The organism is Bifidobacterium sp. ESL0784 (assembly GCF_029433295.1).
Classification (GTDB): Bacteria; Actinomycetota; Actinomycetes; order Actinomycetales; family Bifidobacteriaceae; genus Bifidobacterium.
This window is the reverse complement of record NZ_JAQTHV010000002.1, coordinates 265675-279811: the sequence shown is the minus strand read 5'-3', so window position 1 is coordinate 279811 and position 14137 is coordinate 265675. Positions and strand designations below refer to the sequence as shown.

Below are 14137 nucleotides of genomic sequence, written 5' to 3'. Positions count from 1 at the left end.
TGATTCTTGCTAAATCTGCATAAATCGAACACCTTATTTCGGCATTTGCCTTCTGTATTTCCAATGGTTACGCTGCGGGAATAATGAAACGACAGAAGCGCACAACCTATTCGTTGAACAGAACAAATCGCGACATTTTATGTGCATTACAGGATGGAAAGAAACGATATTGACCAATAGTGCACAAACTCCGGTTTTGGTTTGTAGTCGACGGGCTGGTGGTACATAATATGGAGTACAAGCACAAATGAACAGGGCAGATCCACAAAAAGACAAGGTCTCGATGACTATTACGTTGAACGGGCCGATGATAAAGCTTACCGTTACGACGATGGAGTTGTGAAGATATCCGCCTTTAGTTTGAGCTTGTTGGGAGACCCGTTTCGGCGGGTCTCCTTTTACGTTTGCACCATTGCGTATCCGGCGCCTCTAGGTGGCGTTTCAGCGTCGTTATATGCGGGAGTCGTGTTTTGCGCCCCAGGATATTTGGATGACTTGTAGATATTCCGACCTGAGTTGCGAACACAAGCACACTCGTAGTCTGCGCCATCTAAACTGAAAACCATGACTGACGATTCCATTGGGCAGAAAGTACCGGCCGACGATTCTCAGGAGCCTGCGCCGCGCAATCAGGCCAAAATCGAGATTCCCGTGCCTCCCCGGGCTCAGGTCGAGACGCCCCTACCTTCCCAGAATGCTAGCCAGACGCCTGCAACGCCTCAGCCGGAACCGTCTGCGCGGGAACAATCGGACGGCGACCCGCGTGTCAGTGCCGTCAATGAACCGTTTAATGGCGCTTTGAACAAAGCTCAGTCTGTCAATGCGTTTGTCGCGTCGCAAGAAGCAAGTTCGAGCCCGAAGGAACCCGAACCCGTAAATTTTGTGGCTTTTGGCGAACAGAACACTGCATTCGAGGGCGATGGCGACGTCTCGGCAAGTAGCGCCCTCATCGCTGATGCCCATTCCGGGAAGCCTGATATCGACTTCGCCGGCACAATCTCGAACAAGGACGCCGCCAAGGACGAAGAAGAGATTGAAAAAGGGCTTGCCCAGGTCGATCCGCTGACCGTTCACCCGCGCGTCTCCAGCTGCATCCTTGCGGTAGTGCTCGCCCTGATTTGCTTTGCATCAGCGGCGGGGATTTACTGGTTCGGCGTGCATACGCTGGAAGGTCAGAGTTTTGACGAAATCGTCTGGCAAAGTTTCAATACGAGCGCGCCCGGTTGGATTATCGCGGTCTCGCATGTGCTGAACCGTGGGGTTGTGATAGTGGTGGTCAGCCTTGCGATTGCCGTGGTTGCCTTCATCATCGCGGCGGTCCGTAAACGTTGGTGGCTGGTTGGGCAGATGGCCGTGTTCGGGGTCGTTACGTACGGTGCCGCATGGCTGAAAAGGCTTTTGCCGAGACCCATGATTATGCGCGTCATGTCCACACACGAAAACAGCGCTCCGTCAGGACATACCTTGCTTGCGGTGGGGTCGGTGCTTGTGCTGCTCGTTGCGGTTCCGCGTGTCTGGCGTGCGTTGGTCGCCTTGCTTGGATCAGCGTATAGCATTCTTGTCGCCGCATCGGTGATTGTAGGCCGTTGGCATCGGCCGTCAGACGTGCTGATGTCGCTGCTGATCGGCGGCGGACTGATGTTGCTTGCGCTCGCGTTCACACGCAAATCCGGAATGGATAGCCCCGGTAGCCGTATGTCGTCGGCCAGCATACAGATTGTCGGCAGCATTATGATTACCTTCGGCGTCGTTTCCTGCGCCTATGCCGGCTACATGCTTTGGCAGATTTACCCTGGACTCGACATGATGGCCGCGTGGGCCAAGAACGGTGCGTGTGCGTTGACCATGGCCGCCATCCTCGGCGTGGGCTGCCTGATGTTCGGTCTTGCGCTTGCTGTGCGTCAGCTGACGGCGTCCCCATTGACCAGGCTTGGTCTGGTCGGTGCCCCACCTGCGCCTCCGCAGGAGTAAGCAGTGTAGTTGTGCCATCCACGCCAATGCATGGATGGTGCCTTCTGTATTTCGAGAGAATGGAAATCGGCAGGCTTGCACCCTTCGTCCCGGTCCATCCCTATTTGTGTCTTTTTACTTGCTTGCGTAAGCCTAGTAGATAAAAGGACACGAATATAGCGTCTAAATGTTGCTTTTTACTTAGGTAGGTCAAGCAGGCGAGTAAAAAGCAACATTTATCTGTCGTCATGTTGGGAAGGTGGGGATTCTGTCGGTTTGGTTATGACTTTCCGGTACCCTCGTCTCCGAACTTTCTGCACATCGGCGTAAGAGCGAACGCACCAATCGCAAGACAGATGCCGGTGCCGGCCATGATCGGTGCAACCGTCATGCGGTCGAAAAGCAGGCCGTAAACCATTTGTCCCAGCGGCGTCGCGCAAAGGCTGATGGTCGAAATGAACGCGCCGATCTTGCCCATCAGCTCGTTGGGAATCAGCATCATAAGAGTCGGGGCGCTGATGATGTTGGCGAAATCGATGGAAAGCGTGATCAGGCAGAACGCGGCAATGAACGTGACCAGTTTTATCCACCTGCTCACCGGCAGTGCGAAGACCACGGCAATCGGCGCGAAGCAAAGGGCGGCGGCGTAGACGGTTGCCGGCATGTGTCGCATGAACAGTTTCGCGGCCAGTGCCGTGGTTAGCAAGGTATCGAGCAGGGAAACGACGCTCATGATGCCGTCGGAATAGCCGTAGACGTCGGCCCCGAAATTGAGCGCGGTGCGGATGATATACGGCGAGCCGACGGACGAGACACCGTTGAGGAAGAAGTTGAGGGCGGCGGTGACGGCAAGGAGTTCCAGCAGCGTCGGGTTGGCTTTGAGAAACACGGCGGCGTCGCGGATGTCGGCGAGGAAAACCTTGAGCATGCTCTGCTTATCGGATGAGGGTTTGGTTTTACCTGCTTTCGTTATTTCATGATGATGGTGTACGTTGCCGAGCTTGATGAAGCACTCCAAACTTGCGGTGACGAAGAAGCAGAGCGTGGTGGCGCCCATCATGGTGCGGATTCCGATCAGCGCGTAAAGTGCACCGCCGGCGAAGGTCGGGATGATCTGCATGATGGAGTTGACCTGGCTGGAAATCGCTTGGGCACGACGCAGCAACACGGCGTCCTTATGACCGAGCATTTGGGGGATGGCGGCGCTGACGGTGGGGGATTCAAGCGCGTCAAGTGCGGAGAGCGCGATGAGCAGCACCGCGATTGAGACGATGGTATGGGTCTCCATAAAGCCGAACGCAAGGGTTGCGGCCAGTACGACGCATCCGCTGATGGCATCGAGCGCGACCATCATGGTGCGGCGGTTGACTCGGTCGGCGATGACTCCTCCGAACGGCATGAGCAGAATGGTCGGGATGATTGAGATGGAGAGCAGCGAGGCGAAAACGGTGGCCGAACCGGTTTTATCGAGCACCCACATCGACGTGGCGAAGCGCAGCATCGTATTGCCGAACAGCGAGAGCCCCTGCCCGGCGATGAGCAGGATGAAGTTGCCGGATCGCAGCGGCGAAGCAGATCCTGTGGCTGGCTCGTGGATTTCCGTGTTCATAGTTTTCCTTTCAAGATTTCTTAAATTACATACCGACCGACGGTATGTAAATAAAATAAAGAATTATGAGGTATATCTTCTGTTGTGATTGTTGCGAAACTCCTTGGCTATTTCAACTCTTCAATGAATGGTTAAGGGAATGCCCGAGTTTTTAGTTTTGGCTTTTTGAAATCGATTTCGTCGTCAGAAACGTTATCTCCAAGTGTTCTTATTTCGTCTTTTTGGTTTTGTTTCCTTCATCGGTGATGGCGTCATCCGCGCAATCATGGCTTTGAAGCTGCGAGTAGAAATCGGCGAGTTGGTCGATCATGTCGTTCGTGAACACCGGGACGCCGATGGAAACGCATATGGTGGCCAAGCATTGTGCACGGTGTCGCAAAATGCTACGGGTACCGGGGTAGAAATTCGGCATGAACCACATGTTCATCAGCAGTGTGATCAGTTCGGCGGCCTCCTGCGGATAGTCCGTGATGATGGAACCGTCCTCGATGCCACAATCGATGAGCTTGCGTAGGTCGCCAGGTAGGGCGTGCGTCCACATGCCGATGCTTTCGGCGAGATTCTGCGGGTCGTCCATGGTGGGGAGCAGGCCTTTCAAACGCTCGACGTGTTCCGTATCGGTGATTGTGCCGAGGAACAGTTCGCGGATCTTCTGCAGCCCGTTGAGGTCTTTGCGTTCCAGAAAGGCATCATATTGGGCGGAGGATTTTTTGTTGTCCTCGTCGCTGATGGCGTCGAGAATGTCCAGTTTGGACTTGAAATGGTGGTAGATCGCGCCTTTGGAGAGGTCGCCGAGTTCGTCGAGGATGTCCTGAATCGAAGTGTTTTCATAGCCTTTGGCGGCGAACAGCTTCTGCGCCGCGTCAAGAATGCGGCGTCTGGTCACCTCGGGATGTGCGTTGCGTGCCATGCGGTGTCTCCTTTAAGAATGTCGGCAGATTCGTGGAATCCGATACGGCAGTAGGCTCATAAGTGGATCTATTACGTCTCGTCCACGACCAATCAGCTCTTGCTGCCATCATTATACATACCAACGGTCGGTATGAAGTAGGTGTGTCGCTCTTATTAAATAGTTTATATTTCAAGTTGATTCCTTATTTTTGACTAATCGTCAAATCTGTCACCGTCAATCTAAAGCGTATATGAAGTGAAACTCTATCTCGTAGGTAACGGGTCGTATCCCGAGTTCGCCGCCCCGAGGCACAATAGGGGAATGACTTCCAAAGGAAAACCGTCGCCGCGTTCGGCCGTCGAGCCCTTGAGCGATGAGCAGGTGGAACTTCTGGGCAAACGCCATCACTTGGTCGACCCGACGCAATACCTCCCAACCGGTCCGCGCGAAATAAACACCGCTGAAATCGAGGCGCAGAATCCCAAAGGTACTAAGCGTCTGCTTGATGCCGTTTCCGCGGTTCTGCGTGCACACAGCAAGAATTACGCATGGGGGCTTGAGCACGTCCCCGAAACCGGCCCGTTTATTACGGCCGCAACCCATGTAACGATGTATGACGTTTTCATTCCGATGGATGCGCTTTTCCACATGGGCCGCCGCCCGCGTTACATGGCCAAAGCTGAAATGGCGCATTGGCCGATTATCGGGCGTTGGTTCCGGCTGGTGGGTATGCAGCCAGTGCCGCGCCGCAGCGGCAAGGCCATCGAAATCGAGAAGGAATCCATCGATATCCTCACTTCCGGACGTCCTCTGACGGTCTGGCCGGAAGGCACGCTTTCGCGCGACCCGCTCAAATGGCCGATGAGCCTCAAAGAAGGGGTCGGCATCATCGCGCTCGAATCCTCGCGCCGACTTGGCTACCAGATACCGCTTTATTGCTCGGTGACGTGGGGTGCGGCGAGCATCAACCACTGGTGTCCGTGGCCGCGCAAGAACGTGGTGATGTGCTATGACGACGCACTGGATTACGGTGATCTGCTTAAAGGTGCCGATTCATGGGGTGTCGAGCCGCCGATGGAGCTGGTGACGGAGCTCACCACGCGCATTCGTGAGCGTATGGAGACGATCATGGCGGAGATTCGTGGCGAAGAGCCTCCGGCCGAGGGATATTGGGATTTCCGGACGATGAGCCGCAAGCCACGTCGCTAATTGACGGAATAGCGGATGTTGCGGCACAATGGTTGAGTTCTTGACGTCAGGGCATGTGTTTGGCGAATACATAACAGAATGCGATATTTGGCACTATTATGGAAGAAGCTAGCGATGCAAAGGAGCAAAATATGAAGGTGACGGTACTCGGGGCAGGTGCCTGGGGAACGGCGTTCGGCCAAGTGCTTGCGGACGCGGGCAATGACGTGACCATGTGGGCGCGCGAGCCGGAAATCGTCGAAGGCATCCGCGACCAGCACCATAATGCGGTGCGACTTCCCAGTGTCAAGTGCCTTCCAAGCAATATGACCGCCACCGGTGACCGGGCACAAGCCGTAAGTCAGGCGCAGATCGTTGTGGTCGCCATTGCCGCTCAGCACGCGCGTGAGGCGCTGGAACTTTTTGCACCGCTTATCAAAGCCGATGCCATCGTGGTGTCCTTGATGAAGGGCATCGAACGTGCCACCGGCAAGCGGATGGATGAAGTGGTACGGGAGGCTTTGGGAGGTCTGCCTGCCGAGCGTTTCGTCGCGATTTCCGGACCGAACCTCAGCAAGGAAGTTGCCGACCGCCAGCCGAGCGCGACGGTGGTGGCCTGCGAGGATATCGACAATGCCAAAATCGTGGCACAGGCCTGTAAAACGCAATATTTCAAAGCGTTCGTAACCACTGACGTCATCGGCGTGGAGATGTGCGGATCGCTCAAAAACGTGGTGGCGCTCGCGGTGGGTATGGCCCGCGGCGCCGGTTATGGTGAAAATACAGCCGCGATGATCGAAACCCGTGGTTTGGCGGAGCTTGCAGCGCTCGGCGAGGCCGCGCACGCCGAATCCAAGACTTTCCAAGGTCTTGCGGGAGTCGGTGATTTGATTGCCACTTGCGGTTCGCCGCTGAGCCGCAACTACACGTTCGGCGCGAATCTTGGTCGCGGCATGAGCGTTGAGGAAGCGACGAAGGTCAGCAACGGTGTGGCCGAAGGCGTGCCCACCACCGAAGCTGTCGTGCGCATGGGCGCGGGGCTCGGGGTAAAGACCCCGCTTGCCAGTGCGATGAACGACGTGTTGGAGCGCGGCCTGACCTGCGAACAGATGCTTCATGAGCTTCTCAAAGGAAATATTACGGAGGAATAATCCAACCATTACGCCACATTACGTAATGCATAAGGATATGGTGAGAAACTCGTCTTGGAATTTGAAGGGTTGGCTCAACGTGCTTGGGTCGGCGTGGTCTGCATCGGCTTTGTGAATGAGGGAATCATTCCCTTTGTCTCCTGTCCATTGCCGTGTACGCTTGGGTTCAGATTCGAGTTTCGTCGGAGTAAAGCGAGGGGATATGCGTAAGCAGCGCGTAGTGGTTTTGTACGGTGGCCGGGCGGATGAGCATTCGATTTCCTGCCTTTCGGCGGCAGGGGTCATGAAGGCCATGGATACCGAGCGTTTCGACCCGATTCCCATTGGCATCACCAAGGCCGGAGAATGGGTGATGGGCGGCACCGATCCGCGTGATTTCGATACTGCGGATGGCGCGATGCCGACAGTGGAGACGTCCGACGCCAATGATGCGGTCAAACCGGTCGTGCTCGACATGTCCCGTGGCAACAACGGCTTCTACGTGCGTGAAACGAACGGTAAGTTGACCTCGCTCGGCTATGTGGACGTGGTATTCCCGACGCTGCACGGTCCGTATGGCGAGGATGGCACGGTCCAGGGTCTTCTCGAAATGATGGGCGTGCCATACGTCGGTTGCGGCGTTTTCGCTTCTGCCGCGTGCATGGACAAGGCATTCACCAAGATCATTCTTCAACAGGCCGGCATTCCCGTGGCCCCCGGAGTGACGTTCGATACCCGTGATTTTGATGCGTCCGACGAATTCAAAGGCGACGCTGCCGAAGCGATGAAAACTATCAAGTCGGCGCATCTGCGCTATCCGCTGTTTGTCAAGCCATCCCGCGCCGGGTCGAGTTTCGGCGTGACCAAGTTGGAACAGCAAGGGGACGCCGAGGAACTGGCCGCGGCGCTTTTCGAGGCGTCGCATCACGACTGGAAAGTGTTGGTGGAGCAGGGCATCGACGGGCACGAGATCGAGTGCGCCGTGTTCGACCCGGTTGCGGACGAAGAGCCGAAGTCGGCGCTGCCCGGCGAAATCGTGCTCGACCGTCGTGCCGCCGACGGAGACCAGTTCTACGATTTCGACAGCAAATACACCGATTCCGACGCATCGCATGTAGAGGTTCCGGCAAATCTGCCTCAGGAAACGCTGAAACTCGCGCAGGAGGTCGTAGTCCGTGCTTTCAAAGCCGTTGATTGCGCCGGGCTTTCGCGCGTGGACACGTTCGTGACCTCGCGCGGCGAAGTGATGGTCAATGAAATCAACACCATGCCGGGCTTCACCCCGATTTCGATGTATCCGAAGGCTTGGGAGGCCACCGGGGTGAGCTATACGGAGCTGGTCACCAAGCTTATCGAGGGTGTGTTAAGGTAAGCTAGATATTATACTTTAGCAAAATTAAATCGAGATGGATAAACATCATTTATTGTTTCATACTGTATTCAGATTTATACAATGAATTGATATATTCGATTTATCGATGATCCGAGAGGATATGTGCCGCAACATGAACGACGATAACCGTCCTGAAGAACAGGCTTCACATTCGCTTTCGCAAGAAGAATCTGACTCGCCGCAGCAATCGCAGCAGCCACAATCGCCCTATCATGCGTTGCACGCCAAGGCGCAACCGGATCAGCAATCTCTGGAAACCCAAGAAACTCGGCGACTCGACCAAGTGGATTATTCCTCTGAGTCCCAAGATCAGGCTCAATCGTCAAGCCAGCCAAGCCAACCAAGCCAGGCGGAATCCAGGTCTCAATACGAACCGGAATCGGCTTATCGGGCGTTGAAATCGCTAGTCCAGCCGCAACAGCAATCTTCTACGCAGCAGCCCCAGTCCCAGACCTATCCTCAGCCATATGGGGCGCAATCCGGGGCTCAGCCCGTGCAGCAGTATCAAGCCCAGATTCTGGCATCCCAGCCGTATCAAGGCCAGCCGTACAGTCCTCAGGGTCAGCAGTACCAGCAGCCGCAAATGCAAACGTATCAGCCCTATCAGTCTCAGGCTGGTTACCAGCAGTCCCAGTATCGCCCATATCAAGCCCAGTATCAGTATCAGTATCAGCAGCCTCAATACCAGCAGACCGGCCAGTATCCGTCGCAGCCATACCAGCAGCCGCAATATCAGGCATACCAATATTCGTCCTATCCGCCGCAGCTATCTGGAGCTCAACCGCAACCCCAGTCCCAATCCCAGCCCGGAACGGGTTATCAGTACCCCTCCCAGCCTCGCTACAGAGCGCAGCCGTTTTCGCAATTCGCGCGTCCCGCTGTAAACGGCTATTTCTACCAGCCGAATCCCGCGTGGCAGGCCGCGATGTCCCGTTGGCTTCAAGGAGCCTGCAAACGTTTCTCGAATATCGGCTTCACTCTGGTCATGGTGGTTCTGGTCTGGAATGTGTTTGCCATGCTGATTTCCGGATTCACATCAGTATTCGTCGATCCTCGGAAACTGCCGATGTGGGTGCAATTGCTGATGGGCAATGGCCCGCTTTACGCGATTGCGATTCCGCTGTCATTGCTTATCTTCCGCACCATGCCTAAAGTCAAGCGTAAAACGAGCGATATGGGGCCTGGCATGTTCTTCGCGCTGATGGCCATATCGTTCCCGCTGACGGATATCGGCAATTTCATCGGCAACATCCTCTCGGGTCTGCTTTCACACAATCAGGCGCGCAGCAGCATCAACGAGCTGATTGAAAGCCTTGACCCGATAAGTCTTTTGCTCTTCACGGTCATCATCGGTCCTATTTTCGAAGAATGGCTTTTCCGACGTCTACTGATCGACCATACACAGCAATACGGTGAAAAAACGGCGATACTGGTTTCCGCCTTCGCTTTCGGCCTTTTCCACGGCAACCTCTTCCAGTTCTTCTATACTTTCGCTTTCGGCCTCCTGCTCGCCTATGCCTACGTGCGCACCGGCAAGCTGCGCTATACCATCGCCATGCACATGACGTACAATTTCTTTAACGGGTTTTTGTCCGAGATGACTTTCCTGCCGATGAGCAAAACAATCAGGTCGAGGGTCTCAGTGGATATGTTCGGCGGCATGCAGCAGGCGTTCGCCACGGGGCGCGGCAGAGAAGTCATGCCGTTCCTGGCGTACTTTGTCTTCGATTGCACGATGTTCATCGCGGGCATTGTAATCGCCATCATCATGCGCAAGAAGCTGGTGTTCTATCGGGCGCCGGAGGAATTGCCGGCAGGTACGCGGGCCAGGACGGTATTGCGCAACTCCGGAGTCATCACTTTCATCGGCCTGTGCGCCATTCTGATGATTGCTGCACTGTTCAACGTATAAGTTTAGTGGAGAACGTCGTCAAGCAGCCGTGTCCGCAACCGTGATCAATGCCGGCTCAGGCATGGATGTGCGCAGTCGGCTATGGAAAAGTGGTTGGAAGTGTGGTTTTCTCTGTGCGGGCTTAGGATTTGCGGTGGCAATCACGGTTTTGTACTTTGTCCGCTGTAATTACCTGTGCGGCTTGTGGTTTTAGATGATGAATTCTTCCTTGGCCAGCGCACGAACGGCGCAATCGCGAACCCGATCCTGATTGATGCCTGGGTTGGCAAAAAGCAAAGCTTCGCCCTGAACGCCGTCAGGAGAAAACCCGGTGAAGTTGATTTGCGGCGGATTGCGTCGGTCGGTGATGCCGGTAGTTGCCGTTTTGAGAACGCCTACGATGCGTTTGGCCGCCATTTTGATATCCGTGCCTGGTTTCACGGCAAAGGCCACGCTGACGCACGCCTCGCCCTCACGAGTGAGACGTTCAAGTGAAGAGGTGTTGAGCACCGAGTTGGGAATGATGAGCTGATTGCCGTTGCGCTCGCGCACCACCGTTTGCCGCCAAGTGATGTCCTCGACGGTTCCGGTGATGTTTTGGATGCGCACATGGTCGCCGGGGTGAATGACATGGCCAATCATCAGTCCGAAACCGGAGATGATGTTGGCGATGGTATCTTTCAGACCCAACGAGATTGCGACGCCGCCGACGCCAAGCGCCGTGACGATGGTAGTCGGATTGATACCGAAAACCGGCTGAAGTACCATGGCCACGGCAATGGTCCAGATCGCCACCAGGGAAAGGTTGATGAAAATCGACGCATTGGGAATGCCGGAATGATTAAGTAGTTTCTTGAGCCATCGCGAAACGGCTTTTGTAGCCACAAGGGCGATGACAAGCACGATAATCAGAAAAGCGATACGACTATCGTGCATCTTGAGCCAGTCCAGCAATGTTTCCATAAAGCTTTAGCTTACCCCCAGTAGGCTTCGAGCTGTTGGGCCGACTGAAATCCGAAAATCAAGCGGTGTGGCTGATGCCACCCATAAGTGCGGCGTTCCCCCTGAAACCGTCGACATGTTGATGCTGCATAACGTGAAGATCATCAAGCAAGGCATCAACCTCATGCTTGAAATCCTTGTCTTGGCTTTCAGCTTCGGCGATGTTCTTGAGCAGTGAGCTGTCGCCCTTCTCCAATGCGGTGCGGAACATCTGCACCCAGAAGCCCGGCATGCTGTTTCCGGAAACCGCCATGTAAAGAGTACGCGCGACCACCGCCGCGTCGAGGTTGCTCCACTGCTCGACCGTCGTCTCCTTGGCGAGCTTGGGCCACATCCCGGAAAGCGCCATCAGGCCGCCAACCGAGAATTCCAAAAGACAATTCTGAGTGGTGGTCATGTCGCGGTCGAGGTGCTGCCATTCGATGAAGCCGTCGCGAATCGCGTCGTGCACGGTGAAGAGCAGGAACGGAGAGCCGTGCGAGCTTACAGTCAGCGAGATGCGGTCGAGATAGATGCGGTTGGCCGGTACGCCGATGAGCTGCATGACGATGCCGTTCCAAGCCTTGGACGGGTCGATGGTGAATTCGGGCAGGGCCCTGCTGATACCTTCGACGGCGTGCTGAATCGCTGTTTCAGCGAGGTTGTTGAGTTTGCAGTAGTGGTAGTAGAAAGAGTTACGGTTGACGCCCGCCAGATTGACTATGTCAGTGACGGTAATTTTGGGATAATCCCGCTCCTCAAGCAACTTCCAGAACGCATTCTCCATGCGCGTCGTAGCCGGCAATTGATTTGAGTCTTGTCGGGGTCTAGACATTCTGATGCCTCCTGATGATTGAGAAAATTCTATGTGAAGAATTTCAGTATTGATTCTAAAGGATAATGGTTGACGATTTTGGTTAAATTACGATTATCGCGTAGAGAAAACTTTTCGACGCTTCATTATACATATTATTGTGTATATTAAATTAGATAATTTCGTATTTTAATCTATTTTTTTATACATCATGTTGTGATTTTACAAATTTAAATGTGATGTAAATCACATTAATTAAAAAATCGCTTTTAAATATACAACGAACATTCAAAGCGCGATAGATTGACAATATGGATATTCATACTTATCAGTTAATGGTCGGTGGGTTCGGCGCTATTCATCACGAACAGAGTAAAGGTGTCGAGTCCCATGTATTGTTGTTGCCTAATTCAATAGACATTAAAACGTTTGACGCAAAAGTCACTTTACGTCAAGAAAAAAGTGTCAAAGGTAATAAAAAATTAGTCGACGATGATAGCTCATCGCAATTGCCGTCAATCAGACCCGCAGGCGTTGCCTCTGATGTGCCTTCTCCGTCGTGGCTTTTGCGTGAGGGGGATACCGTTTTCGCGGTTCTCGAGGATACCGACGAAGTGGCTTCGCTGCGAATCGTATATAAGGATGACCATTCGAATGATAATCCGGCAAAAAACGGGAAAGTGAAGCTTGAAGAACTGTCGCGTGTGAAATTGCCTGCCAAGTCCGGCCCCACCCATGCGGCGATTGCTGTTGATCCCCTACTTGGCCGGCACTTGATTACCGCCGACTATCAGGACGGTACCGTCTGCGTTTTGCCGATTGATGCGGATGATGTACTGGGGCCGGTGGCGCAGGTGATGCATGGCGATCCTGATCATCACGGGCCGTTACCGGCGCAAGAGGGGCCGCACGCTCATTGGATTCTTCCTTTGGCCGACGGCCGTGTGCTGACTACCGATTTGGGTGCCGACCGCATCTATGTCCATCATTGGGAGGGTTCGCGCCTGGTCCGTACCGGCTTTATCTCACTGGCACCCGCCACAGGCCCTCGTGACCTGCACGTTTTGCCGGGGCCGTCCGGTGACTGGCGTATCGCAGTTGTGGACGAATGGGGTTGTACGGTGACCATTCTTGAACCTGTCGATCGTAATGGCGTAGGTTCGGCTGTTGGCCAGGATAACAAGGATGGGGAGCAATCCGAGGAGTTCTGGGTGGCCCAGACGGTGGGTCTTGGCGGCGATGGGGGAGAGCACCCCGATCAGGCAGCTTCCTTGGCTTTTGTACCGGATGCCCTTCACGTCACCGATTCCTCCGAGGGGCAGGACACCGAAGTGCCGCCTTTCTCCAGTGGTTTCGTCTATGTCGGACTGCGTGGTTCCGAGCGTATCGTGACGTTGTATTGGGATGGCAGAAAACTGAGCCGCCTGGCTGCCGAAAGCGAAGCCGGCTGGAAAGGGCGCGGGATATCCTGCGGTGGCAAGCGTCCCCGGCATATCAAGGCCGTCGGCAACATGTTGATCGTTGCCAATGAGGTCAGCGACAATCTGAGTCTTTTCCGTGTGGCGGACGACGGTGAACCGGTGCATCTCGGGGATTATCCGGCCGGATCGCCGACGGTGGTACTGCCCTTGGCCGGCGTCTAAAGCGTTCTCTGTGTCGCTGCGACAGCTTTGGAAAGAGAGTCGGACAGAGGAGGGCACAAGCATGTTGTTAGTGCCCTTTTGCCTGTTTACGTGAATATATTTTTGTTTAGATTATCGATTTAAAATATAAAATAATAAAATATGTCAAATCGAACTTTTAAAGTTCTTTTTTCTGTTGACGTGAGCACAACTTTGTCGTTGACGTAATATGAAACGTTAAAAAAAGATGTGAACGGTTGATATTGGGGTAGAACGGCTAAAAAAGAGAGGTGAATTCAGAAACCTTGCTGTTTTGAGCGGAAAATCCTGTGAAATATGCTTGACGCTTCTGACATCCCCGCTTTTTGTTGCTATTCCGGTAGAAATTCAGACCGGAATATCGTAAGACAGGCGTTTGGGGGCTGATTGCATATTCGACCAGAAAATACAGTCAATTATTGCATATTATAAGTGCAAAATCGCTTTAACTGTATAAAAAAATGTATTTGTATTCTATGCTTGAAGCTTAATTCCAAGTTGGTTCGGACGATTTATCTGATGGATTGATTTTCGGCCGCCTAGATGGTGCCGATTGACTCTGCACCATAACTGGCTGGCATGTCCTGTGTAGGAGGCGGTGATTTGCGTCATTGCCGGTGCCGTTTTG

General features: G+C 54.0%; 10 protein-coding genes. 6 read left to right on the top strand and 4 right to left on the bottom strand.

Going from position 1 to position 14137, the window contains the following annotated elements:
- Positions 1–564: 564 nt before the first annotated feature.
- Positions 565–1971 carry a phosphatase PAP2 family protein gene (locus PT279_RS03705; protein WP_277165582.1) on the top strand — a complete coding sequence of 469 codons (1407 nt, stop codon included), beginning with the start codon at positions 565–567 and terminating at the stop codon, positions 1969–1971.
- A gap of 259 nt (positions 1972–2230) precedes the next feature.
- On the opposite strand, the gene PT279_RS03700 is transcribed toward PT279_RS03705, so the two are convergent.
- Both PT279_RS03700 and PT279_RS03695 read right to left on the bottom strand, forming a co-directional pair.
- Complete coding sequence (locus PT279_RS03700; RefSeq protein WP_277165580.1) at positions 2231–3559, bottom strand: MFS transporter; 1329 nt, start codon at positions 3557–3559, stop codon at positions 2231–2233.
- 208 nt (positions 3560–3767) lie between these two features.
- Positions 3768–4469: a TetR/AcrR family transcriptional regulator gene (locus PT279_RS03695; RefSeq protein ID WP_277165578.1), complete on the bottom strand. Its 702-nt coding sequence runs from the start codon at positions 4467–4469 to the stop codon at positions 3768–3770.
- Positions 4470–4772: 303 nt separating this feature from the next.
- On the opposite strand from PT279_RS03695, the gene PT279_RS03690 reads away from it, so the two are divergent.
- From PT279_RS03690 to PT279_RS03675, 4 genes are all read left to right on the top strand, one after another.
- Positions 4773–5660 carry a lysophospholipid acyltransferase family protein gene (locus tag PT279_RS03690; RefSeq protein WP_277165938.1) on the top strand — a complete coding sequence of 296 codons (888 nt, stop codon included), beginning with the start codon at positions 4773–4775 and terminating at the stop codon, positions 5658–5660.
- Between the two features lie 131 nt (positions 5661–5791).
- Entirely contained in the window at positions 5792–6790 is a 999-nt protein-coding gene (locus PT279_RS03685; protein ID WP_277165575.1) for an NAD(P)H-dependent glycerol-3-phosphate dehydrogenase, read from the top strand.
- Between the two features lie 202 nt (positions 6791–6992).
- A complete protein-coding gene (locus tag PT279_RS03680; RefSeq protein WP_277165573.1) occupies positions 6993–8141 on the top strand; it encodes a D-alanine--D-alanine ligase family protein in 1149 nt (382 codons plus the stop codon).
- Between the two features lie 133 nt (positions 8142–8274).
- Positions 8275–10074, top strand: a complete 1800-nt coding sequence (locus PT279_RS03675) for a type II CAAX endopeptidase family protein (RefSeq protein ID WP_277165571.1) — start codon at positions 8275–8277, stop codon at positions 10072–10074.
- 189 nt (positions 10075–10263) lie between these two features.
- On the opposite strand, the gene PT279_RS03670 is transcribed toward PT279_RS03675, so the two are convergent.
- Together PT279_RS03670 and PT279_RS03665 are read right to left on the bottom strand one after the other, a co-directional pair.
- Positions 10264–11016, bottom strand: a complete 753-nt coding sequence (locus PT279_RS03670) for a mechanosensitive ion channel domain-containing protein (RefSeq protein ID WP_277165569.1) — start codon at positions 11014–11016, stop codon at positions 10264–10266.
- Positions 11017–11074: 58 nt separating this feature from the next.
- On the bottom strand, positions 11075–11869 hold the full coding sequence (locus tag PT279_RS03665; protein WP_277165567.1) for a TetR/AcrR family transcriptional regulator: 795 nt from the start codon (positions 11867–11869) through the stop codon (positions 11075–11077).
- A gap of 488 nt (positions 11870–12357) precedes the next feature.
- On the opposite strand from PT279_RS03665, the gene PT279_RS03660 reads away from it, so the two are divergent.
- Positions 12358–13491 carry a beta-propeller fold lactonase family protein gene (locus PT279_RS03660; protein WP_277165565.1) on the top strand — a complete coding sequence of 378 codons (1134 nt, stop codon included), beginning with the start codon at positions 12358–12360 and terminating at the stop codon, positions 13489–13491.
- Positions 13492–14137: the final 646 nt, after the last annotated feature.